We start from the raw sequence: 24,440 nt of genomic DNA, 5'->3' as shown, positions 1-24,440 counted from the left end.
GGCTGAGTACCGGAAACCGGCACTCAGCCCGCACTCTGCAACTGCGCCCCTTTCGCATCGCCGGTCCAGCAGGCAGCATGGGGGAGTATGACCGGCTCAACACGCACTCCGCTGTCCCGTGCCCAGGCAACCGAAGCGGTACCCGATCCCTGGCGTGTGATCGGGTACAAGCTCCAGGCGGCCTATCGCACCGGTTCGATGGTGCGGGGTCTCGAGTTCATCACCAAGATCGTCGACGCGGCCGAGGCGGCGAACCACCACCCCGACATCGATCTGCGCTACGGCTCAGTGCATCTCGTTCTCACAACGCACAGTGCCCACCAGCTGACCGAGGCCGACGTCGCACTGGCGAACCGCATCGCGGGCATCGCGATTGAGATGGGCCTCGAGACGTTCCCCGAGCCCGTCGGCCAGTTCGACGTGGGGATCGACGCACAAGACATCGAAGCCATTCGACCGTTCTGGAGGGCGGTGCTCGGCTACTCCGACGCGGTGGGTGACGAGTCCGTCGATCTGATCGATCCTGCCGGACGTTTGCCTGCCGTCTGGTTCCAGCAGATGGATTCGCCACGACCGGAACGCAACCGGGTGCACTTCGATCTGTGGGTGCCCCACGACGAGGTACACGAACGCCTGCAGGCGGCGATCACTGCGGGTGGCCAGCTACTGACCGATGAGTACGCGCCCGCGTGGTGGGTTCTCGCCGACACCGAAGGCAACGAGATCTGCCTGTGTACCTGGCAAGAACGGACCGACTGATGGTCAGTCGGGGTACATCGTCTGGGTGAACGCCATCCGATCGCCTCGATAGAGTGAGCGGCGGAAATCGATGGGAACGCCCTGGTCGTCGTACGACTGGCGCTTGAGCACGAACATCGGCGTACGCGCGTCGATGTGTAGCAATGCTTCGCGCGCGTCGGGAAGAGTGGTCTCGATCGTGTCCTCCGTTCTGCCGAAATTGATTCCGCGCCTCGCGAATTCGGCGTACAGCGACGACGACACCTCGAAGTGCGGCTCGAGATCGGGATAGGCAAGAGTTCTCGGAGTGCTTGACGAATGGTCTCGCGGGATACCGAGAATGATTCGGCGAGTTCACATTCCGCAGGGAACGGATCGACCTCGACGAGATCTTCCAGCAGTTCTTCGAGCCGTGACCGAACCACCTGGTGCTTCAGAACCCGCGGCCGCTCGGACAGATCTATGATGCCGAAGCTATCAAAACTTGGTCTAGACCAAATGGAAGCCGAGTGTTCATCTGGAGTTCGGAGGAACCACCCGAGTTGGGCTATACCAAAGGTGAGAGTTGTGCGCATGCAGACTTCAGGCAGCATCCGCACACCGAACTCGGAGGTCACCGACTCGACTGTCCCCCAGTACATCACCGGTCCCGTTCAGCTGGTCGTCTTCGACATGGCCGGTACCACCGTCGTCGACGACGGTCTCGTCACCCAGGCCTTCGAGGCAGCGGCCACCGCGGTCGGCGTCCCCGAGGCGGGAGAGGCACGTGAACGCGCCCGCAAGTACGTGCTCGACACCATGGGGCAATCGAAGATCGCGGTCTTTCGTGCCCTCTTCGGCGCCGAGGGTGCAGCCGAAACCGCCAACGAAGAGTTCGAACGCGCCTACGGAGAACTGATCACCCGCGGAGTCGAACCCGTGGTGGGGGCTTCCGAAGTGCTCGCCGGTCTTCGCGCTCGGGGCATCGCGACCGCCTTCACCACCGGGTTCAGTCCCGCGACGCAACAGCGAATCCTCAGAACTCTGGGATGGACCGAGGCCGTGGACCACGTCCTGGCACCTACCGCGGGCCTGCGCGGCCGGCCATACCCCGATCTCGTACTCGCCGCGGCCCTGACCGCACAGGTCGACGACCTGGCCGACGTGATCGTCGTCGGCGACACCTCCAGTGACATCGAGACCGCCCGTCGTGCGCGCGTCGGCCTTTCGGTCGGAGTCCTCACGGGCGCACACGACGAGGCCACCCTCCGTGCGGCCGGTGCCGACGCCGTGCTCGCCTCGGTCGCAGACCTCCCCGCGCTGATCCCCGACTCCTGAGCACTCCCTTCCCCAGAATCGCGTCACCCCATGATGATTCGCAGGCTTCTCGACGTCGGCATCCGCACGTCCACGGTCCTCGGGATCGTCATCTTCGTCATTGTGTTTGCCATCGAAAGGTTGTCGGCATGGATACGTTCGAAACAGGTCTGACCCGCGCCGCCGTGTGGCGGGGCGATCGGATCGACATCGTCGAGATGCCGCTACCCGCGCCGGGGCGAGGAGAGATCGTCGTCAGAATCCGACTGGCGACGGTCTGCGGCAGTGATCTGCACACCGTCAGTGGGCGTAGACAGTCGCCGTGCCCGTCGGTCCTCGGGCACGAAGCGGTCGGCGAGGTCGTCGCAGTCGGCGCGGGCGCACCCGCGCGGGTGGGCGACCGGGTCGTGTGGTCGGTCACGGTCGCGTGCGGTGAATGCGACCGCTGCGGGCGCGGGATCACCGCCAAGTGCCGGCGAGTACGGAAAGTCGGCCACGAGTCCTTCGACAGTGACTGGACGTTGTCGGGAAGCTATGCCACACACATCGTGCTGCCTTCGGGTACTGCGGTGGTCAGGGTTCCGGAGCATCTCGGCGACGCGGTGGCCGCTCCGGCCGCCTGCGCGACGGCCACGGTCATGGCCGCGGTCGAGCGCGCCGGCGACATGTCGGGCCGCAGGGTGTTGATCCGGGGTGCCGGCATGCTTGGTACGACCGCCGCGGCGGTGTGCACCGACCGCGGGGCCCACGCGATGATCGTCGACCCCGACCGGGTCCGACTCGGACAAGCGGTCAGCTTCGGAGCTCTGCTCGACGACGGCGAGATGGTCGATGCAGTACTCGATTTCACCGGTGCCGCGTCGTTCATCCGGGAAAGCCTTCCGCGGCTTGCGATCTCCGGGGCACTCGTTCTCGCCGGGTCCGTCGCCCCGGGGCCGTTGCTGGAAGTCGATCCGGAGCAGATCGTCCGACGCTGGTGGACGATCACCGGCATCCACAACTATGAGCCACGCCATCTGCGGGAGGCCGTCGCCTTTCTCGGCCGCACGGTGGATCGTCATCCGTGGTCGGAACTGGTGACCGATCCGCTACCACTCGAACAGATCGAGACCGCGGTGCGGTCGGCCCCCGGCCGCAAGCTACGCGTCGCCGTCGCGCCGTAGACCCCGAAACCGATGGGAAACGAGAGGATCTGAATCGATGCGCGTGATCATCGTCGGAGCCGGAATCACCGGAACCGCGCACGCCTGGATGGCCGTCGAACGAGGTCACGACGTCGTTCACCTCGACCGTGAGCTGGAGGCGCGGGGCGCGACGGTCCGCAACTTCGGTCTGGTGTGGGTGTCGGGCCGGTCGGCGCCCGAACTGGAGATCACGCTGCGGTCGCGCGTGCTCTGGGAGGAGATCGGGGCACTGGTCCCGGCTGTCGGATTTCGTGCCAATGGGTCGATCACATTGCTGCGCAACGCTGCCGAAGTGGCAGTCGCAGAGGAGGTCGTCGCCCGTGAGGATGCCGACCGCCGCGGCTTTCGCCTCCTCACGAGAGCCCAGGTCGCCGAGATCAACCCGGCCCTTCAAGGCGAATATCTTGCCGGACTGAACTGTACGAGCGATGCCGCGGTCGAGTCGCGACAGGCGATGCCGGCTCTCCGAGCGCATCTCGCGCGTTCGGGGCGGTATACATTCGTGCCGGGTGTGGAGGCTCGCGACATCTACGGGACCTCCGTGCGTGACGACGCCGGCACGGTCCACGCCGGTGACTGTGTCCTGTTGTGCCCCGGGGCAAATCACCGCGGTCTCCTGCACGAGGTGTTCGGTGAGCTCCCGATCCGCCGGGTGCGGCTGCAGATGATGCAGACGGCCCCGCTCGGGCAGCGGCTGACGACCTCCATCGCCGACGGCGACAGCCTGCGTTACTACCCGGGGTTCGCCGGGCCGGCGCTGGACGAACTGCGGCGAACCGAGCCGCAACGACCGATCGCAGCCGAGCAGGGCATGCAGTTGTTGTGTGTTCAGCGGCTCGACGGCGGGCTGACCATCGGGGACACCCATGAGTACGAGGAGCCGTTCGCGTTCGACGTCGACGAGGACCCCTACGCGCATCTGGTGGCGGTGACGGAGGGCCTGCTGGGCAGGGCCCTACCGCAGATTCAACGACGCTGGGCCGGTGTCTACAGCCAGTGCACCGAACCTGATCGCATCGTGTGCCGGGAGTCGATCGCCGACGGAGTCTGGGCCGTCACCGGACCGGGCGGGCGGGGGATGACGTTGGGGCCCGCCAGCGCGGAAGAATCTGCGGGACTGATGGGCTGGTAGCGGCCTGGCGCCGCGGTGAGCGGCGCCAGGCGCAGCCTTCGATCAGGAGCAGAGACCCTCGTCCTGCGCGGCCTTGGCGACCGCGGCCGCGACCGCCGGTGCGACCCGGTCGTCGAGCGGGCTGGGCACGATGCGATCGGCGCGCAGGTCTTCGGCGGCGACCGAGAAGATCGCTTCTGCCGCAGCGATCTTCATGCCCTCGCTGATCCGGCGGGCGCCGGCGTCGAGTGCGCCCTTGAAGACGCCCGGGAAGGCGAGGACGTTGTTGATCTGATTCGGGAAGTCGCTGCGTCCGGTCGCGACGACGGCCGCGTACTTGGCGGCGGCCTCGGGGTGGATCTCCGGATCGGGGTTCGACAGCGCGAACACGATCGCGTCGTCGTTCATCGACGCGATGATCTCCTCGGGGATGAGACCGGCCGAGACGCCGATGAAGACGTCCGCGCCCTCGAGGGCCTCCACGGCGCCGCCGGTCAGGCCACGCGGGTTGGTGCGGCTCGCCAGCTCGGCCTTCGACTCGTTCAGGCCGTCGCGTCCCTCCGAGACGATGCCCTTCGAGTCGAGCACGATGACGTCCGAGACGCCCACGGCCAGGAGGATGTTGGCGCATGCGACACCCGCGGCGCCGGCGCCGGAGATCACCACGCGCAGGCCGGTGATGTCGCGGCCGAGGTGCGTCGTCGCGCCCTTCAGGGCGGCGAGGACGACGATGGCGGTGCCGTGCTGGTCGTCGTGCATGACCGGGCAGTCGAGGGCCTCGATCACGCGCCGCTCGATCTCGAAGCAGCGTGGCGCCGAGATGTCCTCGAGGTTGACCGCGCCGAAGCTCGGACGCAGACGGATCAGGGTCTCGACGATCTCGTCGGGATCCTTGGTGTCGAGGACGATCGGGATCGAATTCAGCCCGGCGAAGCTACGGAACAGTGCGGACTTGCCCTCCATGACCGGCAGCGACGCACGCGGGCCGATGTCACCGAGACCGAGCACAGCCGATCCGTCGCTCACCACGGCCACCAGACGGTCGGTCCAGGTGTATTTGTTCACCAGGGTGGCGTCGGTGTCGATCGCGCGCGACACCTGGGCGACGCCCGGGGTGTAGGCGATCGACAGGTCGCGCTGAGTGTCGATCGGCGAGCGCAACTCGACGGACAGCTTGCCGCCGGCGTGCGCCAAGAAGATCTCGTCATCGGTGATCGGCAGATCGGCAATGGTCGGTTCGGTGATCGGGGTGTCGCCCATACGTGTGTCCTCCGTGCTCGTCACGGTCGGGTCCTCCTGAATGCCGCGAAACGCGGGTTGCATCGTCTCGCCGGCCACGTTGCCCGCGAGCTGTCGAGATCCGCATCGACGCGAGCGGGTGGCTCAGCGGACGCGATCAGGGCTCGTGAGCGAGGGTGACGCTCGTTACGGCCGCATCAAGTGTCTCACCGATGAGGACCGTCATGGAAGTCGGGTCTGCCCTGGTGACGGCGCCATCAGGCATTGGTAAGGTACAACTTGTGTCTATGTCGCAGACCTCTGCTGAATCCGCTGCTGAGCGGGTATATGCCGAGGTCAAAGAGCAAATTCTCACAAATGAGATCGCCGGCGGTGAGCTGATCAGCGAGGGTGAGATCGCTTCGAGGTGCTCGGTGAGCCGCACTCCCGTGCGTGAGGCATTCCTGCGGCTCGAGACCGAGGGGTGGATGCGGCTCTACCCGAAGCGAGGGGCGCTCGTGGTACCGATCGGAGACCGCGAGAAGCGCGACGTCGTCGACGCCCGACGTCTCCTCGAAGGTCACGCGGTCCGGGCGGTCACCTCCCGTCCCGCCGCCGTGGCCGAGCTGGCCGCGCGACTGCGAGCCAACCTCGAGGCGCACCGGCGAGCGGACACGACCGACGTCGCCGAGTTCTCGCGGCTCGACGCCGAGTTCCACCAGCTGATCGCCGCGGCCGGCGACAACCCGCTCCTCGCCGATTTCTATACGACGCTGGGCGAGCGGCATCGCCGCATGACGATCGCCTCGGTGCACCGCGACGCCGGGGTGGCCGCCCGCATCATCGCCGACCACCTCGACCTCCTCGGCGCCATCGAGTCCGCCGACGCCGACCGCTTCGAACACCTCTTGGCGGGGCACCTCGCCGGTGTCCATGACCTCCCGGGAGAACCCGCATGACCGACAACCGTCACCGCTTCGGATGGCCCGCGGTCTCGCTGGCCGTCTTCGCGACCGCGTGGGGCGGTAACGAGTTCACCCCGCTGCTCGTCATGTACCGCCAGATCAGCGGTCTTTCGCCGGTCGTCGTCGACGCCCTGCTGTTCGCGTATGTCCTCGGCATCGTCCCCGCACTGCTGATCGGCGGACCGCTGTCGGATCGGTTCGGCCGTCGTCCCCTGATGCTGCCGGCGCCGGTGTTCGCGGCGCTGGGCTCGGTGTTGCTGGCCGCGGGGTCGCAGTCGGTGGCGTTGCTGACCGTGGGACGCATCTGCAGCGGCGTCGCGCTTGGCCTGTCGATGGCGGTCGGCGGCAGCTGGATCAAGGAACTGTCCGACCGTGACGGTGCGCGAGCCGGGAGTGGCGCCGGACGTGCGGCGATGAGCCTGACCGCCGGCTTCGGTATCGGCGCGGGTGTCGCCGGCGTGCTCGCCCAGTGGGGTCCGTGGCCGCATGTGCTGCCGTACCTGGTGAACATCGCCGTCGCGGTGTGCGCGGGGGCTCTTCTGGCTGTCGTGCCCGAGACGCGTTTTCCCAGCCTGTCGCCCGGCCGCCTGCGCGACGACCTGCGTATCCCCGCCGCCGGTCACCGACGCTTCATGTTCGTGGTCCTGCCGGTCGCGCCGTGGGTCTTCGGTGCCGCCGCGACGGCGTACGCGATCATCCCGGCGCTCATGTCGGCACGGACCTCCGGGGCGCCGATCGCCTTCGCCGCCCTGTGCTGTGTCCTCGGACTCGGCGCCGGGTTCGGCATCCAGTCGGTGGGTCGGCGCATCGATGTGCCGGGCAGTTCGCGCGGCGTGGTCGTCGCGCTCACGACCCTCGTCGCGGGCATGTTCGTCGCCGCCGTGGCGGCACACGTGCTGACCGTGTGGCTGTCACTGGTCGCCGCAACCCTTCTCGGCTGCGGCTACGGGATGGCACTGATCGCCGGCCTGCTCGAGGTGCAGCGCATCGCCGGTCCGGACGACCTCGCCGGTCTGACCGCGGTGTTCTACAGCGTGACCTACCTCGGCTTCGCCGTCCCCGCGGTCCTGGCCTGGATCACCGGGACCTGGACGTCGATCACCTACACGGAGATGTTCGTGTTCGGTGCGGTCGCAGCCCTGGCCTGCCTCGCCGTCGCGGCGTCCGGGCACTCGAAGCATCGCCCGGAGGTCCTCCCGGTGTCCGACGGGCAATCGATGCCCGACGAGAGCGTCGTCACCGGACAGTCGCACTGATACGACGCCGGGTACCCTGCTGAGTGTTTGGTCGGGCCCGGCAGGGAGTGGAAACGGGTCCCACCGCGGGTGACAGGCGAGTGTGGAAAGGCGCGGAGTGATGGTGCTGGCTGCGTGGGTCGTGATCGTGTCCGCGCTGGTGCTGATCCTGCCTGGTGCATTCGTAGGACGCCGGATGAACCTGCCGTGGCCGGTGGCGTTCGCGGCGGGACCGGCCATCACGTTCGCGCTGGTCTCGATCCTCACCGTGCTGTACTCCGCGGTCGGCTTCGTGTGGAACCCGATCTCGGCGCTCGTGGGGCTGGTTCTCGCTCTCGCGGGGGCGTGGGCGTACTCCCGCCTGCTGCGCACCGGCGTCGGACGTCGGTTTGTGCCCGTGCCTGCGGATACGAGCGAACCAGGAGTCGGGCGTACCGCGATGCTGCGCGTGGTCCCCGGTCTCGGTCTCGGCGGGCTCATCATCGCGATCACCTGCATTCGGCCGGTGGCCAAGACCGCATTCGCGGGACTCGACAACATCTCGCAGGTGTGGGACTCGTTGTGGCACGCCAGTTCTCTGCGGTGGATCCACGAGACCGGGATCGGTTCGGCCCTGCGCATGGGCGAGCTGATGAACTACGACACCCACGGGTTCAACTACTACCCGAACACGTGGCATGCCCTGGGCGCCTTGCTGTTCCCGCTGACCGGCGCGAATCCGGTCGAGTTGTACAACACGTATTCGCCTGCGGTACTGGCGGTCACGGTGCCGCTGGGTGTGGCGTCGCTGGCCTACTGGTTCGCCCGACACCGCTACGACGTCGACACCTCCGCTCTCATCGCGGGTACCGCTGCCGCCGTCGCCGCGCTGTTCCCGTCACTGCCGTACGTCGAAGTGCAGCTCACCTCGGTGCCGAATGCGGTTGGCGTGAGTCTTGCTCCGGTCGCGGCGGTACTGGTTCTCAGCGTGGTCCGCGACCGGTCTCGTGTGCTACCGGCCGCTCTGGCGGTGGCCGGTGTGACGGCCACGCATCCCTCCGGTCTGATCCTCGTCGGCGTCATCGTGGGACTGTGGTGGCTGTGTGAGGGCCTCTGGCGACCGGCGGTGAGCCGTGTGGGTGATCTCGCGACCCTCGCGGTCACCGCCGTCCTCACGCTGATCCTGATCTTCCCGGTGGTCCTCGGCACGATCCGCGTCGCGGACACCAACGAACTCCCGTTCTTCGACTTCCGTGAGGAAGGGATCGGAATACTCGACGGCCTGGCGCAGGGTGCGTTCAACGGCACGATCCCGCTGAATCTCGATCACTTCCCGGTCTGGCCGCTGATCATCGTGACCGTCCTCGGCCTCGGGGTCCTGGCCTGGTTGCGGTGCTGGGCCGGACTCGCGGCTTGGTTGGTCTTCGCGCTCGTGACGACGAACTCGGTGGTGTCACTCGGCCCGCTGTCCTACCCGCTCGGCGCCATCGGGGGCTACTTCTACAACTCGCCACACCGACTCACCTTCGTGGTCGCCATCTTCTCGGCGGCGGCCGCAGGTGTCGCGATCGGCGTGGCCGTGGTCGCCCTCATCGGCGTCGTCGGGCGGCGGTTCGGGCCGTCCGACGAGACCTCCACCACGGGCACGAACCGCGCCGGTTGGCTGGTCACGACCACGTACGTGGTGTTGTTGGCCCTGATCGCCGGCGCCGCGGTGGTCCGCTACTCGCCGAACGCGCAGATCGCGTCGAAGGAACGGGGCGGCAAGTACATCGGCCCTGACGACCTCGCCGCCTACGCATGGCTCGCCTCGCAACCCGACGCCCAGGACGTGCTCGTCCTCAACAACCTCGACCAGGGCACCGGTTGGATGTACCCGGTCACCGGCGTCACCCCGATGTTCCCGTTCTACCGCGCCAACGAGTTCTCCGATCGGCAGCGCGACGTCTTCTGGGGTGTCGCGAAGATCGGCGCCGACCCCGCGATCGACCAGATCGTCCGGGACATGAACGTGCACTACGTGATCGACTCCCCGACGAGCTACTGGGAGTTCCAGCGCGGCCGGCCCGATCCCGAGAACGGCCACCAGGGCGACCCGTTCCTGGAACTGCGCGAGAACGGGGCTCCCGGCCTGACCGAGGTGTTCCGGCAGGGCGAGGCCGTCGTCTACCGCGTCAACGACCTGGTGTACCCGCCTGCGCCCGTGGAGGGTGTGCCGGCTGTGGGCGCCCCGCCTGTCGAGGCGCCGCCCGCGGGCTGACCCGGGACGAGGTCGCATGCTGTCCGGCGTCCTCGGCTTGGGTGCGACGCCTGCTCGTCGCGCCGCCCTCCGCGAGCATCGGGCTCCCTGCTTTCGATCGGTGTGACGTTGTGCCCGGATTCCGGGCACAACGTCACACCCATGCCATCTCAGGCGCGCGGGTATGCGGCGGCGAGCATTATCGAGGCGAGGGTGGCTTCGGCGTCGGAGGCGTTGCGTAGGTCGATGATTTGGCGCAGGTGCAGGCGTGGTTGATCGCCGGACGCCGTGGTGGGTCCGTGGATGTCGGTGCGTACGTGTTGGAGGTGTTCGGCGAATCGGCGGGGGATGTCGGGTCGCCGGTTGATGCGTTCGGGATTCGGGGGCGCTCCGGGTTCGGCATTGAGCCGCCAGGCGCAACGCCCTTCGTCGGGTCCCTCGCGGACCATGCGGGTGGTGTATTGGCCGGGTTGATCGCCGACCATCCGATTGTGTTTCGAGCACGCGGGGGTCAGGTCGGTGATGTCGGTGAGCCCGCCCAGACCCCAATCGAGTTGGGCGTGATGCATTTCCACGTGGGTGGCCGCTAGGTCGCAGTCGGGGGTGGAGCAGACCTCGCCGTCGGGTCGGGCGAAGGACACGAGGCGTTGTTCGCGGGTGGCCAGGCGTTTGCCGCGCCCGAAGTAGAGCGGTATCGCGGTGGCGTCTTTGAACACGGCCAGCCAGGGTTGGGCGTCGGCGGCGAGGGTGATGAGATCTTTGATCGGGATCAGGGTGCCGGTGGCGGTGGTGGCGAACCCGGCTTCGCGGATCAAATCGTTGAGGTCGGCTTTGAAGATCATCTGCACGGGGAGTCCGCGGTGGCTCTTACCCAGGAGTCCGTCCTCGAACACCACTTTGAGCAGGGCGTTGAGGGCGTCGTGGTTCAACTGGGCCGGGGTGCGGTCGTCGCGGTCGGCGGCGGCAGCTACCGCGTCGGGGTCGGCGTCGTCGATCGACCCGTGGGGGGAGTCGGGATCGTTCGGATTGTTCATGCCGGGTTTGGCCCACACGGCCAGGAGCATGGTGATGCGGGCGAGCAGTTCGGGGGTGAGGGTGGCGGTCATCTTCGCGGTGCCGTCGGCGCGTTGGCGGTTGACCCACAGTTGGCGGCGTCGTTTGCGGTCGGTGTCGTCGGTGAGGGTGCCGTCGGGGTCGAGGTGGGCCAGCAGTCGGGCACCGAGGTTGGTGATGTCGGCGGGGGTGTGGTCGACGGCGATCTCGGTCATCTGTCGTTCGGCGGCGACCTTGACGTCGTGGTCGACGGCGTGCGGGATCTGGTCGAGGACGTCGATGACCGCGCGCACATGGGCGGGGCCGACATGCCCGTCGGCGAAGGCGTCGGCCAGGGTGGGGTGCTGGGGTGGGAGTGGTTCGCCGGTGGGGCTGGGAAAGGTTGCGGTGGCAGACATCTGGTCGCGGCGTCGCATGGGTTCGGCGATCCGCAGGCGGTGGGTCATGAACTGGATGACGCTGCGGTGCCCGGTCTTTCGGGGTAGGTCACGTTCGGTGGCATCGACGACCTGACGGTCACCGGCGAAACTCAGTCGCGCGATGGCACGTTCGGTCTCCGCGGCGACTTCCACGAGTTCGGAATCGGTGCACGAGGTCAGATTGACTGTCTGCAGCTCGTCGATGAGGGAGTGGAGCTGATCGATGAGTGCGGCGGCATCAGAACGCGGGGCGGCGTCGGACGGTTCCGGGACGGCCGGATCGCCATGCGAGATGTCGGACATGACGGGCACCCCCTTCGAAACCGATGCTGCGAACGAACGTGTGTTCGATAGTACGCCCGATTCTTCAGTGCTGCAACGAATGTCGAGAGAATCCGGTAGCGACGTTTCTGTCGGTGGCGTCTGGTACCTTTTGGGCCTCGTCGGTTCGTCGAACCCCGTCTGTCCTAATCGTCGACCTGGGAACCGGACCCGGGCTAGCGTCGAGTCATGCAGCCGTGGATGTGTGTCTTCTGCGCGAACGAGTTCGCGCCCGACGCGGACCTTCCCGAGGTCTGTCCGATCTGCGACGACGACCGGCAGTGGATTCCGACGAGCGGACAACAGTGGACTCGACTCGACGAGAACGCCGACAATGCGCTGGACGTCGCCGTGGTCGAGCCGGGCCTCACCCGGCTTTCGCTGAGGCCGTCGGTCGGCATCGGCCAGCAGGGATTCCTGGTGGCCACTTCGCAGGGAAACATCCTCTGGGAACCACCGGGTTTCGTCGGTCCCTCTCTCGTCGACCGGCTGGTGGAATGCGGCGGCGTCGCAGCCATCACGGCCAGTCATCCGCACCTCTACGGCGCCAGTGTGTCTCTCAGCCACCGGTTCGGTGGGGTGCCGGTCTACTACAACGATCTCGATCGTCGATGGCTGACCCGGCCGGATCCTGTCGTCGAGTTCTGGTCCGGCGACGCCGAGATCCTCAACGAGGTGCGAATCATCCAGTGCGGCGGGCATTTTCCGGGTAGCGCCGTCCTGCACCTGCCGGACGCCGCCGACGGTCGGGGAGCGTTGCTGACCGGCGACACGATCAAGGGCGTCATGCAGCCGGGGATGGTGACCTTCATGCGCAGCTACCCGAACATGATCCCGTTGTCGCCCAGACTCGTTCGTCAGATCGCCGACCGGGTCACGGCACTACCCTTCGATCGACTGTACGACGCGTTCGGCGTCGTCGTCGACGAGAACGCACGCGAGGTCGTCGAGACGTCGGCCCGCCGCTACATCGGGTGGGCCACCGACGAGACCGTCGATCCCGACGATCCGTACGCCGCTCGGTGACGGCTCAGGCGTCCGGATAGCCCGTCGGGTTTCCCGACTGCCAGCGCCAGGTGTCGGCGCACATGTCGTCGATCGTCTTGGTGGCGTGCCAGTTCAGGTCGGCGTTCGCGCGGGTGGGATCGGCGTACGACGCGGCGATGTCACCGGGCCGGCGCGGTGCGATCTCATAGGGGATCGGCTTGCCGCTCGCCCTCTCGAAAGCGTGCACGACTTCGAGGACCGAAACACCCTGGCCGGTACCGAGATTCCACGTCGACATGCCGGTGTCACCCGTACTGATACGGTCCAGCGCGGCAACGTGGCCGGCGGCGAGGTCGTCGACGTGGATGTAGTCGCGGACGCCAGTGCCGTCGGGGGTGTCGTAGTCGTCGCCGAAGACCGACAGCTTCTCGCGCCGGCCCACCGCGACCTGCGCGACGAAGGGCATCAGATTGTTCGGGATGCCCGACGGGTCCTCACCGATCTGACCGCTCGGGTGCGCACCCACCGGGTTGAAGTAGCGCAGCGCCGCGATCCGCCAGGCGTCGGAACTGGCCGCGACGTCGCGCAGCACCTGCTCGATCATCACCTTGGTCCAGCCGTACGGATTGGTCGCCGACGTCGGGAGGTCCTCGGTCATCGGCAACTCGGGGTCGGCGCCGTAGACGGTCGCCGACGACGAGAAGACCAGCGTGTGCACGTTGTGGCGTTCCATCGCCCGCAACAGCGAGAACGTCGTGCCGAGGTTGTTCTGGTAGTAGTCCAGCGGCTTGGCCACCGACTCGCCGACCGCCTTGTATCCGGCGAAATGGATCACCGCGTCGACGTCCTCGTGGGCGAAGAAGTGCTCGGTCTTGTCCACGTCCGCGAGGTCGAAGGCGTGTACCGGAATGGAACGACCGCTCAAGGCCTCGAGCCGACCGACGACCGTGGGCTTGGCATTGCTGAAGTCGTCGACGATGACGACGTCATGTCCGGCGGAGACCAGTTGGATCACGGTGTGCGAGCCGATGTAGCCCGCGCCGCCGCTCACGAGTACGCGCATGTGAACACCGTAGGGGGCGGAGCTGGGAGAACGCCAAACGGCGGGCGCCACCACTGCCAGGCCGAGTAGGGCCGAGGGGCTACCCGAGGCCCGTATCGAGGTCAGCCCGTCACCCGTTCGGTGGCGGCGTACTTCTGTTCGACGGCGTCTTTGGCGGGTTGCCACCAGCTGGTGTTGTCGCGGTACCAGTCGATGGTGGCGGCCAGGCCGGCGCGGAAGTCGACGTAGTTGGGCTGCCAGCCGAGTTCGGTGCGCAGGCGGGTGGAGTCGATGGCGTAGCGGCGGTCGTGGCCGGGGCGGTCGGTGACGAAGTCGAAGGCGTCGGTGGGTTGGCCGAGGAGTTCGAGGATGGTTTCCACGACGGTGCGGTTGTCGACCTCGCCGTCGGCGCCGATCAGATAGGTTTCGCCGATCCGCCCCTGGTCGATGATGGTCCAGACGGCGTCGTTGTGGTCGTCGACGTGGATCCAGTCGCGCACGTTGCGGCCGTCGCCGTAGAGCTTGGGGCGTACCCCGCAGAGCACGTTGGTGATCTGGCGGGGGATGAACTTCTCGATGTGCTGGTACGGGCCGTAGTTGTTGGAGCAGTTGGAGATGGTGGCAGCGACGCCGAAGGAGCGCACCCAGGCGCGCACGAGCAGGTCGGAGCCGGCTTTGGTCGACGAGTAGGGGCTCGAGGGGTTGTAGGCGGTGGCTTCGGTGAAACGCGCCGGGTCGTCGAGGTCGAGGTCGCCGTAGACCTCGTCGGTGCTGATGTGGTGATAGCGCACCTGATGGGCGCGGACGGCTTCGAGCAGGGTGTAGGTGCCCACGAGGTTGGTGTGGACGAAGGCCGAGGGGTCGGCCAGGGAGTTGTCGTTGTGGGATTCGGCGGCGAAGTGCACCACCAGATCGGCCTCGCCGACCAGTTGGTGGACCAGGGCGGCATCGGCGATGTCGCCCTCGATCAGCTCGACCCGGTCGGCGACGGGGGCCAGGGTCTCGGGGTTGGCGGCGTAGGTGAGTTTGTCCAGCACCCGGATCGAGCACTCGGGGCGGGTGGCCAGCGTGCGCAGCACGAAGTTGGCGCCGATGAAACCGGCACCACCGGTCACGAGAACACGCACATCGATCCTTCCGCCTGAGGTATTCGTCGACGCAACTCTACCGAGACCGGCACCCCGACCCGAGGTGACGAGCTTGCCACGCGGATGGGGACCGGCCATGGCCCCCGGGTGTGCGCGCAGTGAGCCGGAGCGTCGGGCACTAGGCTGTGGCGCATGCGAGGGATCATTCTGGCCGGCGGTACGGGCACACGCCTGCACCCGATCACGCAGGGTGTGAGCAAGCAGCTCGTCCCGGTCTACGACAAGCCGATGATCTACTACCCGCTCTCCACGCTGATGCTCGCCGGTATCCGCGACATCCTCGTCATCACCACCCCGCACGACGCGCCCGCCTTCCAGGGACTGCTCGGCAACGGCGACCAGTTCGGCATCAATCTCACCTACAAGACCCAGCCCTCGCCCGACGGCCTCGCCCAGGCCTTCACCCTCGGCGCCGACCACATCGGCGACGAGTCGGTCGCACTCGTGCTCGGCGACAACATCTTCTACGGACCCGGTCTCGGCAGCCGGTTGCAGGGTTTCGAGAACGTCGACGGCGGAGCGGTCTTCGCCTACTGGGTGTCCAATCCGGAGGCCTACGGTGTCGTCGACTTCGACGCCGACGGGACCGCGATCTCGCTGGAAGAGAAGCCGGCACAACCGAAGTCGAACTTCGCGGTGCCCGGCCTGTACTTCTACGACAACGAGGTGGTCGAGATCGCCCGCAACCTGAAAACCAGCGCACGCGGCGAATACGAGATCACCGACATCAACGCCCACTACCTGGCACGCGGCAAACTCTCGGTGACGGTCCTGCCGCGCGGGACCGCCTGGCTCGACACCGGAACCTTCGACAGCCTCCTCGACGCCGGCAATTTCGTGCGCACGGTCGAACAACGCCAAGGCCTCAAGATCGCTGTGCCCGAAGAGATCGCGTGGCGTCGTGGATTGCTCGACGACGACGAACTCCGTTCTCGCGCGGAGAAACTCCGCAAGTCCGGCTACGGTGACTACCTGCTCGAACTCCTGCAGCGAGGCAAGGGATTCTGAGTACACATCCGACGCGAAAGGCTCATCCATGAAGGTGCGACCGCTCACGATCGACGGCGCGTGGGAACTCACGCCGGTGCAGCACGGCGACGCACGCGGGCTGTTCGCCGAGGCGTTCAAAGGGGACCTGCTGGCCGAGGTGATCGGGCACCGCTTCGACCTCGCCCAGGTCAATCTGTCCGTGTCCGCGGCGGGTGTGCTGCGCGGCGTGCATTTCGCCGATGTCCCGCCGGGACAGGCGAAGTACGTCACCTGCGCGTCGGGTGCCATCCTCGACGTCATCGTCGACATCCGCGTCGGCTCCCCGACCTTCGGCACCTACGACACCGTCCTGCTCGACGACGTCGACCGTCGCGCCGTCTACCTGTCCGAAGGTCTCGGACATGCTTTCTGCGCGCTTGCCGACAACTCGACCGTCACCTACCTCTGCTCGACCGGGTACAACCCGTCGGGTGAACACGGCATCAACCCGCTCGACCCCGAACTCGGCATCGAGTGGCCGACGCAGGCCCGCGACGGGTCGCCGCTGGACTACGAACTGTCCCAGAAGGACACCGCCGCACCGGGTCTCACCGAGGCGCGGGAGTCGGGACTGCTGCCGAACCACGACGACGTCGCCGCATACCTGCGGGGACTCGCCGCGCGGTGAACCGCCCGAAAAACTCGTCCCCGTGAGCACCATCCGAGGGCATATCGCCCTTGGAAGGCCCTGAGATGGACGCGATATTCGCACCGCTGTGCGGTACTCACCCGGAACCTTTGGGGCCCCGCTCCCTGAGGAGCCCCCGGAGCTTGCGGAGGGCGTGTTCCTGCCGCTCCCTGAGTAGCCCCGGAGCTTGCGGAGGGCGTGTTCCTTCCGCTCCCTGAGTAGCCCCGGAGCTTGCGGAGGGGCGTATCGAAGGGTCAGGCGGCGGGATCTTCGGGCTTTTCGGCGTTCTGCAAGGCAATCGCGCGGGCGAGTCGGGCGTATTTCACCTCGAGGTCGCGGAACCGCAGATATGTGGACACGGTGGTGAACGCGAACGCGATGACCAGCAGGAACAGCACGAGGTCGAGGCCGCGCTGGATGCCGATCTTGTTGGCGACCCAGGTGACGTCGTCCTGGCGCAGCATCGCGTAGAGGCCGAAACCCACGAACGCGACGAACAATATCTTCACACCGGCCGACGACCGGGCGGTGCCGCGGTTGACGACGAAGAATCCGACGAGCGCGAGCAGGCCGATGATCGCGAGGATCTGGAACCAGATCATCGAGTCCTCACTTCCTCATCCGGGTGTGGAACAGGCCGTCGGCGACGATGTTGATCCCGTTGATCAGCGACTGTCCCTTCGCGCGTGAGTATTCGGTGTAGAGGATCGTGACCGGTTGCTCGGCGACCCGCCACTTGTGGTGGTCGATGAGCGCGATGAACTCCGATGCGTGACTCATGCCGCTCATGAGGAGGTCGAGGTCGTCGGCGACCTTCTTGTTGAAGACGCGAAGTCCGTTGTGCGCATCGGACAATCCGAGCCGTCGCGTTCGCGGGCTCAGGAAGACGATGGTGCGCAACGCCATCCGCCGCAGCAGCGGGACCGACTCACTGCGTCCCTCGGCGAACCGGGTGCCGACGATGATGTCGACCGGTTCGGTCCGCAGGCGGGCGACCATCGCCGACACGTCGTCGACCTGATGCTGCCCGTCGGCGTCGAAGGTGACGAAGAAGCGGGCCCCGGGCTGCTTGCGCGCGTATTCGACGCCGGTCTGGATCGCGGCGCCCTGCCCGAGGTTCACCGGGTGCCGCACGAGGTGGACGCCGGCGGTCTTGATCTCCTCGGCCGAGTTGTCCGACGAGCCGTCGTCGACGCAGACGATGTTGGGGAAGGTCTCGCGAGCCTTGGTCGCGACCTCCCGGATCACCTGTCCTTCGTTGAAGACGGGTACCACCAGCCAGACGTCGGCATTGGTGATGGGGTCGGCCATGGTGAACAACCCTAACCCGGCCGGTCGCGGTACTCATCGCCCGGCACGGCCCGGCTAGTCTGGTCGGGTGCCGATCGACGTGATGATGCCCTTCTACGGCGACGTCGCGCAGTTCCGCGAGGCGGTGACCAGCGTGCTCGATCAGAGCGACCCGGATCTGCGGCTCGTGGTGGTCGACGACTGCTATCCCGACCCGACGCCCCGCGAATGGCTCGCCTCGCTGAACGACGCGCGTGTCCGCTACCTGCGCAACGGCACCAACCTCGGCGTCAACGGGAACTTCCGCCGCTGCGTCGACCTCGTGACCGCCGACTGGTTCGTCGTCATGGGCTGCGACGACGTGATGCACGCCGACTACCTCGCGACCGTCCGCACCCTCACCCGGCATCACCCGGAAGCGTCGGTCATCGCGCCCGGCGTCGACGTCATCGACGAGAACGGCCAGGCGGTGCGTCCGCTCGGGGACCGCATCAAGAACGTGCTGGCTCCCTCTCGCGCGACCGTGCTCTCCGGTGAACGCCTCGCCACCAGCCTCTACCACGGCAACTGGACCTACTTTCCGTCGTTGCTGTGGCGGACCGCCGCGGTGCGGAAGGTCGGGTTCCGGCCCGGGCTGGAGATCGTCCTCGACCTCGCGCTTCTCGTCGACCTCGCCGCACAGGACGGCTCGCTCGTCTACGACCCCGAGGTCGTGTTCTCCTACCGCCGCCACCGCGCGTCGGTGAGTTCGGTGCAGGCCGTCGACGGTCGCCGCTTCGACGAGGAGAACCGCTTCTTCGCCGCCGAGGCGGAACGGTGCGCGGCGCGGGGCTGGCCGACGGCGGCCCGGGCGGCACGGCTGCATGCGACGTCGAGGCTCAATCACCTGCAGGCCCGCGTGGGTGCGGTGGCAGGCAAGCTCAGCCGCGGGTAGGGCCTGCCCCCTCCGCTCCCTGAGGTGCGAGCGGAGCGAGCCACGACGGGCTATCGACGCCGTCTCACCAGGCCCTTCGTGGCTCGTCGCTTGCGCTCCTCGCACCTCGGGCGGCAGGTGGAAACCTCAGGTCGGCGAGAGATTGTCGGTCCTAGCTCGGTGCCGCAACACCCCGACCATGTGCACGACGAGCCCCACCAGCGGGCCGACGACGAGCGCGACGCACGTTCTGACCTCGACGTCGGCCGGGATCAGCAGCAACCCGACGGCGACCAGGGTGGCGACCCACCAGCCCGCGGCGTACCAGCGGTGGGCACCTGCGGCGATCGCGGCCGCACCGGTGACGGTCAGCAGGGCGAGGCAGGTGGCGCCGGCGGTGAGCGATGCGACGACGATGCCGTCGAGGTCGAAGTCGGCGCCGAAGATGGACCGGAGCAGCCAGGGCCCGACCAGCCACGCGGCCAGGATCCCGACCCCGCCGACGACGCCGACGACGCCGAGCGGGGCGGCCAGCGCCGCGAGCCGTCGGTCACGGTGATCGACGAAGCGCGAGATCAGCACGCCCTGGAAGCTGTTGAGCGGCACCAGCAGCGGTGCACGCGTGAGGGTCACCGCCAGGATCAGCGCGCCGATCACCCGGGCCTCGCCGGCGTCGGGGGTGCCGCGCAGGTTGGCGGTCAGGTTGATCAGCACGGGGAAGCCCATGACGAGAACGGCACTCGCGGCGGCGGCTGCCATCGCAGTGAGGGTGTTGGTCGTGAGTCGGCGCGGGGGTACGTCTCCGCCGATCCCGACCGCGCGTCGGGCCGCGGGGGACCCGACCAGCAGCAGGCACCACGACACCGAACCGATGACCGTGACGATCAGGAAGGCCGTCGTACCCCAGCCGGCGGCCACCGCGACGACGGCACCGGCCAGGCGGATCAGTGCGTCGACCGACAGCAGCACCGCGAACGACGACCAACTCAGCATCCCGGACAACGCACCGCACAGGTGGGCGTACACCGCGAAGCTCGCCACCCCGATCGCCAGCAATGCCACCGACAGCCAGCGTCGATCGGTGAACACCTCACCGCTCCACAGCGGTGACGTCGCGGCCACCAGTACGGCGAGACCGGCGCCGATCCCGATGTTCACGACCAGCGGCCGCGACCGAGCCCCACCACCGGATGCCGCGCGCACCGCGCGCGTCGTCTCCTGCAGCTGACCGTTCTGTGCACCGGTGACCAGACCGTAGGCAGCCCAGAACACCGCGAAGACGCCGTACCCGATCGCACCGAGGTGACGTGCGGCCAGCAGCAGCACCAGATAGCCCGACGCGGCGGCGATGAGCGTCGCGACGGTGACGCGTCCCAGCGAACGCGCGTCGGTGTCGACTTCTCCGGCCGCGCCGGAAGGCGTCTCCGGCGTCGGTGCCGGCACGTCCGTCATCGGATCCTCAGGACGGACTGGGGAACGGCGGCAGTTCCGGGGTGAACAGCCAGGCGTCCCACAGGTCCTTGAGCGGCTTCGACGAGTGGTTGGCGGCGAGCGCCATGAAGTCTTCGGTCGTCACCGACCCGTAGCGGTACTTCTCGGTCCAGCGCTGCAGAAGCGCGAAGAAGTCGCCGTCGCCGATTCTCAGCCGCAAGGCGTGCAGGGTGAGCGCACCGCGTTTGTAGACCCAGTCGTCGAACATCTTGCGCGGGGTCGGGTCGGCCAGCGGCACCCGCACCGGGTTCGCATCGAGCTTCTCGTAGTAGTGGCGTGCCCATTCGTCGGCACTGCGACCGCCCGACCGCTGGCTCCACAGCCATTCGGCGTAGCAGGCGAATCCCTCGTGCAGCCAGATGTCGCGCCACCGTGCCGCGGTCACCGAATTGCCGAACCACTGGTGGGCGAGCTCGTGGGCGATGAGACGGTCGGCGTCCCGGCTGCCGTCGCAGTGGTTCGCGCCGAACGTCGAGAAAGTCTGTGCCTCGATGGGGATTTCGAGCTCGTCGTCGGTGACGACGACGGTGTACTGCGGGAACGGGTACGGTCCGAACATCTCGACGAACACCGAGATCATCTCCATCTGCGGGCCGAAATCGATCCCGAAGTTCCCCTCGAGGCGGGACGGGATGAGGCCGATCACGGGAAAAGGCTTGCTGGCCAACGAGATCTGCTTGTACTGACCGATCTGGATGGACGCGAGGTAGGTCGGCATCGGCTCCACCTGCTGATAGACCCAGGTGGTCTGCGCAGCGCGGACCCGCTTGGACTCCAGTACGCCGTTGGCGAGTGCGTGGTACGGGCTGTCGGTGGTGATCGAGATCCGGTACGGCGCTTTGGCACTCGGATGGTCGTCGCACGGGAACCACGACGCCGCGCCGTTGGGTTGGTTGGCGCAGAGTGAGCCGTCCGTCAGTTCTTCCCAGCCGACCTCGCCCCAGGGGCCACGGATCGGCCGGGGGTTGCCGTGATAGCGGACGGTGATCGTCATGGCCCCGCCGGGCGGTACCGGGGTGTCGGGAGTGATGGACAGCTTGTGGCGTCGATGGCTGTACCGGGCACGCTTGTCGTTCACCGAGACCCGCTGTACCGACATCGAGCTCGCGAGATCGAGTGTGAAGCGTCTGAGTTCCCGATGCGACGTCGCGGTCAGGACCGCGGTGCCCTCGAGGCGGTTGCTCGACACCTTGTACTCGAGTTCGAGGTCGTAGCGCGAGATCCGGAAGCCGAGATTTCCGTTGTCCGGCAGGTAGGGATCGAGGACGTCGGACGGTGCACCCAGGAAGGGCTCCCCGGCGTGCCCCCGTGACCCAGGGCCAGACTTTCCCGGCACTCTCGACTCCTACTCCGTTCTGCCGTATGGCACGTTCGCCCGCCTGCTGCCGGCCGCGTCATCGGACGCCGGCGATGCGGTGCCTGTGGTCACGGTGCGGTTGCGGTTGATGACTCGATTTTGGCGTATCACCCGCGACGAGGTCTCGTCGTCGCGGACACTGTGAGAGTACCTGGCGGCGGGGAACCAGGCCCGTCCGACGATGCGAGGAGCAGCATTATGACCGGATTCGGCAGTGTCGCGCAGTTTCTCGCGCGACTGATACTCGGCATCATCTTCATCGCCCACGGCTGGCAGAAGCTGGTGACACAGGGGATGGACGCCACCAAGGTGGCCTTCGGTCCGGCGGGCATGGACGTGCCCTTTCCGGATCTGGCCGCGTACTACGCGACCTGGGTGGAACTGGTCGGCGGCATCCTGTTGATCCTGGGCCTCCTGCTGCCCATCGTCGCCACGCTGCTGATCGCGGACATGATCGGCGCGATCGTCTTCGTTCATTGGGATGCGGGATTCTGGAACACCGACAGTGGTTACGAATGGCCGCTGGCCTTGATCGCCGGACTGCTGGCGGTGGGATTCACCTCGGCCGGACGCGTAGCCGCGGACAACTACCTCCTGCGACGCCGCCGCCGACGGACCGAGGTGGTCTGAGACGTCGACGGTAGACAGGATCGCCACTTCCGCGCAGCTGCGTAGCCCGAACAGCGCGACGGGGCGGGGGTGGCGAGATCGTGCGATGCGTCAGGCGATCGCGAAGCCGTCGATGGTGGCCGAGCTCCGCGACGCCGTGTCCGTGTCGGCCAGTTCGGCCACCAGACGCGAGATCACGGTCCGTTCCTCGTCGGCGTGGTGGAGCCCCACCCCGTCGATGACGCCGGGGGTGAGGATCGCCAGGGGGTCGGTGTCGTGCCGGTGGATCACCGCGGCACCGAGAAGGCGCTGTGCCTGACCGGGATCGACCTCCCAGAGGGCATCGGCGGTCATGAGGTAGAGGCGGATGGCCGGTGGATAGTCGTGGAGGTTCACGAGTGCCCAGGCCCAGTGTTTGGCGACGTCGACGGTGTCGGCCTCCCCGCGACCGTGGGTCCGCACGTACTTGCCGTGCAACTCGCTGCAGAGGTAGTTGGCGTCCATCCACAACTGCAGGTGGGACATGCATCGGACGCAGTCGTGCAGATTGGACAGGTACTTCGTCGAGTACGGTCCTTCGCGTCGTGCTCTGACCTCGCGGAGCACGGAGAACGCGGCCAGCGCGTGCTCGTATTCGCCCGCGGCGAGGAGGGCTTCGGCCTCGGCCTGCAATTCCTCGATCATCTTCGACATTCTCGCCGATTCCGCCGGCGGTCACCGGCGCTTTGCCCGAACTGGGACCACCCGAGGTCACGTGTCCCAGACAAGTCTGCGGAACTCTGGCACACGCCCCGTTCGGCTGGCATCGTGGCAAGGGTGAAGGACGATATCGGCAGCACCCCGGAAGGCTCCGACGGCGAGTTCAGCCTCGACCAGGACGACCAGCTCCAGCCGGAGGACACCCTGGTCGACCGCGGCGTCGACGACGTCCTCGACGAGGGCTACTCGCCACCCGACTACCCGCCCAAGGCTGCGATCCACGGACTCACGGTCCGCGAGCAGGCGGAGGGGGAGACCCTCGACGAGCGGCTGGCCGAGGAGGAGCCCGACGTCGGTGCGGTCGATCCGCTCGACGAGATCACTGCCGACGAGCACGCCCGAACCGATTGGCGTGCGCACGATTCCGATCGCAGTGACGAGTTCGACGAAGGTGACGAGGTCGGTGACCGGCGTGCCGGCCGGCTGATCGCCCCGGACGAGGGATCGGGGATCGACACGGAGGCCGAAGCAGTGGCCGCGGATGCGGGTATCGACGGCGCCGCGGCCTCGGCCGAGGAGGCCGCGGTGCACTACATCTCGGAGCAGGAGTAGTTCGGCTACTCGGCCGGCGGAGCTTCCCCGAACTGCGCGAGTGTGGCGACGATCTTGTCGCGGATCGCGCTGTCGTCGAGTCCGAGACCGGTCAGCGCACCGGCCACCGGATCGTCGGTGAACAGCCCGAGCAACAGGTGTTCGGTGCCAACGTAGTTGTGACCGAGGTCGACGGCGATGCCGACGGTCGCCTCCAGGACCGCCTTGGCGGCGGCGTCGTAGGGCACGACGGACGATGCCTCGGCATCCGGGACGTCCCGCGGCGCCGGGACGAGCTGTGCCACGGCATCGGAGAACGCATCGGGGTCGACGCCGAACTCCCGCAGCACGACGAAGACGAGGGCCTGCGGCTCGGCGGTCATGGCTGCCGCCACGTGGGCGGGGGTCACGTACTCGGCTCGATCGGCGGCCGCCGCACCGTTGGCCGCCATCAGGACGTTCGCCGCGCGGGGCGTGAACCGCGAGAACGGGTGCGACTCGCCGGCCAGGCCGCCGTCGGTGCCGCGGGCGGCCGACACCCGGTCGACGAACCGCTTCTGGGCGGCCTGCTTGCTGACGCCCATGCTGGCCCCGATCGCAGTCCACGAAGCGCCCGAGCGGCGCGCCTGGTCGACGAAATGGCCGATCAGACTGTCGGCGACCTCGTCGAGATGAGCCGCGGCCAATACCGCGTCGGACAGCTGGTCGAGGGGTCGTCGTGCACCTTGCGGATCGCTGCGATGAGGTCGTCCAGCCGAATGGGAACGGCGTTCTTCGTCATGCGCCAACCGTAGGTGACGGCCGAACTTCGTCAACCCTCGGTTGACGATCGATCATTCAGCGAATCGGGGGCAAGGCCGGCCATCGTTGACACGGATGCAAACCGTCGTGACGATGG

At 67.5% G+C, this 24,440-nt stretch carries 22 protein-coding genes and 2 pseudogenes; 13 read left to right on the top strand and 11 right to left on the bottom strand.

Annotated features, from left to right (window positions below; translation table 11 throughout):
• Positions 1–87: 87 nt before the first annotated feature.
• Positions 88–759: a 4a-hydroxytetrahydrobiopterin dehydratase gene (locus GOAMI_RS03705; protein ID WP_006435048.1), complete on the top strand. Its 672-nt coding sequence runs from the start codon at positions 88–90 to the stop codon at positions 757–759.
• A gap of 3 nt (positions 760–762) precedes the next feature.
• Here the strand turns inward: GOAMI_RS03705 and GOAMI_RS03700 are convergent.
• Positions 763–1,202, bottom strand: a pseudogene (locus GOAMI_RS03700) (UTRA domain-containing protein).
• A 103-nt stretch (positions 1,203–1,305) separates the two neighbouring features.
• Between GOAMI_RS03700 and GOAMI_RS03695 the strand changes: the two are divergent.
• The 3 genes from GOAMI_RS03695 to GOAMI_RS03685 all read left to right on the top strand — a co-directional run bounded on the left by GOAMI_RS03695 (position 1,306) and on the right by GOAMI_RS03685 (position 4,350).
• A complete protein-coding gene (locus tag GOAMI_RS03695) occupies positions 1,306–2,055 on the top strand; it encodes a phosphonatase-like hydrolase (RefSeq protein ID WP_006435046.1) in 750 nt (249 codons plus the stop codon).
• Between the two features lie 128 nt (positions 2,056–2,183).
• Complete coding sequence (locus GOAMI_RS03690; RefSeq protein ID WP_006435045.1) at positions 2,184–3,197, top strand: zinc-binding dehydrogenase; 1,014 nt, start codon at positions 2,184–2,186, stop codon at positions 3,195–3,197.
• Positions 3,198–3,234: 37 nt separating this feature from the next.
• A complete protein-coding gene (locus GOAMI_RS03685) occupies positions 3,235–4,350 on the top strand; it encodes a TIGR03364 family FAD-dependent oxidoreductase (RefSeq protein WP_006435044.1) in 1,116 nt (371 codons plus the stop codon).
• Positions 4,351–4,392: 42 nt separating this feature from the next.
• On the opposite strand, the gene GOAMI_RS03680 is transcribed toward GOAMI_RS03685, so the two are convergent.
• Positions 4,393–5,589 (bottom strand): NAD(P)-dependent malic enzyme, encoded by a 1,197-nt coding sequence (locus GOAMI_RS03680; protein WP_040004559.1) that lies wholly within the window; start codon positions 5,587–5,589, stop codon positions 4,393–4,395.
• A gap of 266 nt (positions 5,590–5,855) precedes the next feature.
• Between GOAMI_RS03680 and GOAMI_RS03675 the strand changes: the two genes are divergently transcribed.
• The 3 genes from GOAMI_RS03675 (at position 5,856) to GOAMI_RS03665 (ending at position 9,986) form a co-directional block, all read left to right on the top strand.
• Positions 5,856–6,506, top strand: a complete 651-nt coding sequence (locus GOAMI_RS03675; protein ID WP_006435042.1) for a GntR family transcriptional regulator — start codon at positions 5,856–5,858, stop codon at positions 6,504–6,506.
• On the top strand, positions 6,503–7,768 hold the full coding sequence (locus GOAMI_RS03670; RefSeq protein ID WP_006435041.1) for an MFS transporter: 1,266 nt from the start codon (positions 6,503–6,505) through the stop codon (positions 7,766–7,768). Before GOAMI_RS03675 ends, GOAMI_RS03670 begins: the two co-directional genes overlap by 4 nt.
• A gap of 100 nt (positions 7,769–7,868) precedes the next feature.
• A complete protein-coding gene (locus GOAMI_RS03665; RefSeq protein ID WP_006435040.1) occupies positions 7,869–9,986 on the top strand; it encodes a DUF6541 family protein in 2,118 nt (705 codons plus the stop codon).
• 149 nt (positions 9,987–10,135) lie between these two features.
• Here the strand turns inward: GOAMI_RS03665 and GOAMI_RS03660 are convergent, their stop codons facing one another.
• Positions 10,136–11,740, bottom strand: coding sequence for a DUF222 domain-containing protein (locus tag GOAMI_RS03660; RefSeq protein ID WP_006435039.1), 1,605 nt, complete (start codon positions 11,738–11,740; stop codon positions 10,136–10,138).
• Positions 11,741–11,947: 207 nt separating this feature from the next.
• Between GOAMI_RS03660 and GOAMI_RS03655 the strand changes: the two genes are divergently transcribed.
• Positions 11,948–12,784, top strand: coding sequence for an MBL fold metallo-hydrolase (locus tag GOAMI_RS03655; RefSeq protein WP_006435038.1), 837 nt, complete (start codon positions 11,948–11,950; stop codon positions 12,782–12,784).
• A 4-nt stretch (positions 12,785–12,788) separates the two neighbouring features.
• Here GOAMI_RS03655 and galE read toward each other — a convergent pair whose 3' ends face one another.
• Together galE and rfbB are read right to left on the bottom strand one after the other, a co-directional pair.
• Positions 12,789–13,808, bottom strand: coding sequence for a UDP-glucose 4-epimerase GalE (gene galE, locus GOAMI_RS03650; RefSeq protein ID WP_006435037.1), 1,020 nt, complete (start codon positions 13,806–13,808; stop codon positions 12,789–12,791).
• 101 nt (positions 13,809–13,909) lie between these two features.
• The gene (gene rfbB, locus GOAMI_RS03645; protein ID WP_006435036.1) at positions 13,910–14,914 is read right to left on the bottom strand and encodes a dTDP-glucose 4,6-dehydratase; all 1,005 of its coding nucleotides are present in this window, start codon (positions 14,912–14,914) and stop codon (positions 13,910–13,912) included.
• Between the two features lie 153 nt (positions 14,915–15,067).
• On the opposite strand from rfbB, the gene rfbA reads away from it, so the two are divergent.
• Together rfbA and GOAMI_RS03635 are read left to right on the top strand one after the other, a co-directional pair.
• A complete protein-coding gene (gene rfbA, locus GOAMI_RS03640; RefSeq protein ID WP_006435035.1) occupies positions 15,068–15,943 on the top strand; it encodes a glucose-1-phosphate thymidylyltransferase RfbA in 876 nt (291 codons plus the stop codon).
• Between the two features lie 28 nt (positions 15,944–15,971).
• Entirely contained in the window at positions 15,972–16,592 is a 621-nt protein-coding gene (locus tag GOAMI_RS03635) for a dTDP-4-dehydrorhamnose 3,5-epimerase family protein (RefSeq protein WP_006435034.1), read from the top strand.
• A 254-nt stretch (positions 16,593–16,846) separates the two neighbouring features.
• On the opposite strand, the gene GOAMI_RS03630 is transcribed toward GOAMI_RS03635, so the two are convergent.
• Both GOAMI_RS03630 and ppgS read right to left on the bottom strand, forming a co-directional pair.
• Positions 16,847–17,194: a DUF2304 domain-containing protein gene (locus tag GOAMI_RS03630; RefSeq protein WP_006435033.1), complete on the bottom strand. Its 348-nt coding sequence runs from the start codon at positions 17,192–17,194 to the stop codon at positions 16,847–16,849.
• Between the two features lie 7 nt (positions 17,195–17,201).
• Positions 17,202–17,903, bottom strand: coding sequence for a polyprenyl-phospho-N-acetylgalactosaminyl synthase PpgS (ppgS, locus tag GOAMI_RS03625; RefSeq protein WP_006435032.1), 702 nt, complete (start codon positions 17,901–17,903; stop codon positions 17,202–17,204).
• 67 nt (positions 17,904–17,970) lie between these two features.
• Between ppgS and GOAMI_RS03620 the strand changes: the two genes are divergently transcribed.
• Complete coding sequence (locus tag GOAMI_RS03620; RefSeq protein ID WP_006435031.1) at positions 17,971–18,816, top strand: glycosyltransferase family 2 protein; 846 nt, start codon at positions 17,971–17,973, stop codon at positions 18,814–18,816.
• Positions 18,817–18,942: 126 nt separating this feature from the next.
• Here GOAMI_RS03620 and GOAMI_RS03615 read toward each other — a convergent pair whose 3' ends face one another.
• Together GOAMI_RS03615 and GOAMI_RS03610 are read right to left on the bottom strand one after the other, a co-directional pair.
• Positions 18,943–20,247, bottom strand: coding sequence for a polysaccharide biosynthesis protein (locus tag GOAMI_RS03615; protein ID WP_006435030.1), 1,305 nt, complete (start codon positions 20,245–20,247; stop codon positions 18,943–18,945).
• A 7-nt stretch (positions 20,248–20,254) separates the two neighbouring features.
• A complete protein-coding gene (locus tag GOAMI_RS03610) occupies positions 20,255–21,622 on the bottom strand; it encodes a M1 family metallopeptidase (RefSeq protein WP_006435029.1) in 1,368 nt (455 codons plus the stop codon).
• Between the two features lie 219 nt (positions 21,623–21,841).
• Between GOAMI_RS03610 and GOAMI_RS03605 the strand changes: the two genes are divergently transcribed.
• Complete coding sequence (locus GOAMI_RS03605) at positions 21,842–22,273, top strand: DoxX family protein (protein WP_006435028.1); 432 nt, start codon at positions 21,842–21,844, stop codon at positions 22,271–22,273.
• Positions 22,274–22,363: 90 nt separating this feature from the next.
• On the opposite strand, the gene GOAMI_RS03600 is transcribed toward GOAMI_RS03605, so the two are convergent.
• The gene (locus tag GOAMI_RS03600; RefSeq protein ID WP_006435027.1) at positions 22,364–22,936 is read right to left on the bottom strand and encodes a hypothetical protein; all 573 of its coding nucleotides are present in this window, start codon (positions 22,934–22,936) and stop codon (positions 22,364–22,366) included.
• A gap of 132 nt (positions 22,937–23,068) precedes the next feature.
• Between GOAMI_RS03600 and GOAMI_RS03595 the strand changes: the two genes are divergently transcribed.
• A complete protein-coding gene (locus GOAMI_RS03595; protein ID WP_006435026.1) occupies positions 23,069–23,563 on the top strand; it encodes a DUF5709 domain-containing protein in 495 nt (164 codons plus the stop codon).
• A gap of 5 nt (positions 23,564–23,568) precedes the next feature.
• Here the strand turns inward: GOAMI_RS03595 and GOAMI_RS03590 are convergent.
• Positions 23,569–24,323 (bottom strand): annotated as a pseudogene (locus GOAMI_RS03590) (Clp protease N-terminal domain-containing protein).
• Positions 24,324–24,440 lie beyond the last annotated feature (117 nt).

Origin of the sequence: Gordonia amicalis NBRC 100051 = JCM 11271, assembly GCF_000332995.1 — a bacterium.
Classification (GTDB): domain Bacteria; phylum Actinomycetota; class Actinomycetes; order Mycobacteriales; family Mycobacteriaceae; genus Gordonia; species Gordonia amicalis.
This window is presented reverse-complemented; position numbering and strand designations above follow the sequence as displayed.

What these genes read in the sequence shown, in the direction of transcription:
- GOAMI_RS03705 (WP_006435048.1), top strand. Translation starts at nt 88, where the DNA reads ATGACCGGCTCAACACGCACTCCGCTGTCCCGTGCCCAGGCAACCGAA.
- GOAMI_RS03690 (WP_006435045.1), top strand. Translation starts at nt 2,184, where the DNA reads ATGGATACGTTCGAAACAGGTCTGACCCGCGCCGCCGTGTGGCGGGGC.
- GOAMI_RS03685 (WP_006435044.1), top strand. Translation starts at nt 3,235, where the DNA reads ATGCGCGTGATCATCGTCGGAGCCGGAATCACCGGAACCGCGCACGCC.
- GOAMI_RS03680 (WP_040004559.1), bottom strand. Translation starts at nt 5,589, where the DNA reads ATGGGCGACACCCCGATCACCGAACCGACCATTGCCGATCTGCCGATC.
- GOAMI_RS03675 (WP_006435042.1), top strand. Translation starts at nt 5,856, where the DNA reads ATGTCGCAGACCTCTGCTGAATCCGCTGCTGAGCGGGTATATGCCGAG.
- GOAMI_RS03670 (WP_006435041.1), top strand. Translation starts at nt 6,503, where the DNA reads ATGACCGACAACCGTCACCGCTTCGGATGGCCCGCGGTCTCGCTGGCC.
- GOAMI_RS03665 (WP_006435040.1), top strand. Translation starts at nt 7,869, where the DNA reads ATGGTGCTGGCTGCGTGGGTCGTGATCGTGTCCGCGCTGGTGCTGATC.
- GOAMI_RS03660 (WP_006435039.1), bottom strand. Translation starts at nt 11,740, where the DNA reads ATGTCCGACATCTCGCATGGCGATCCGGCCGTCCCGGAACCGTCCGAC.
- GOAMI_RS03655 (WP_006435038.1), top strand. Translation starts at nt 11,948, where the DNA reads ATGCAGCCGTGGATGTGTGTCTTCTGCGCGAACGAGTTCGCGCCCGAC.
- galE (WP_006435037.1), bottom strand. Translation starts at nt 13,808, where the DNA reads ATGCGCGTACTCGTGAGCGGCGGCGCGGGCTACATCGGCTCGCACACC.
- rfbA (WP_006435035.1), top strand. Translation starts at nt 15,068, where the DNA reads ATGCGAGGGATCATTCTGGCCGGCGGTACGGGCACACGCCTGCACCCG.
- GOAMI_RS03635 (WP_006435034.1), top strand. Translation starts at nt 15,972, where the DNA reads ATGAAGGTGCGACCGCTCACGATCGACGGCGCGTGGGAACTCACGCCG.
- GOAMI_RS03630 (WP_006435033.1), bottom strand. Translation starts at nt 17,194, where the DNA reads ATGATCTGGTTCCAGATCCTCGCGATCATCGGCCTGCTCGCGCTCGTC.
- ppgS (WP_006435032.1), bottom strand. Translation starts at nt 17,903, where the DNA reads ATGGCCGACCCCATCACCAATGCCGACGTCTGGCTGGTGGTACCCGTC.
- GOAMI_RS03615 (WP_006435030.1), bottom strand. Translation starts at nt 20,247, where the DNA reads ATGACGGACGTGCCGGCACCGACGCCGGAGACGCCTTCCGGCGCGGCC.
- GOAMI_RS03605 (WP_006435028.1), top strand. Translation starts at nt 21,842, where the DNA reads ATGACCGGATTCGGCAGTGTCGCGCAGTTTCTCGCGCGACTGATACTC.
- GOAMI_RS03600 (WP_006435027.1), bottom strand. Translation starts at nt 22,936, where the DNA reads ATGATCGAGGAATTGCAGGCCGAGGCCGAAGCCCTCCTCGCCGCGGGC.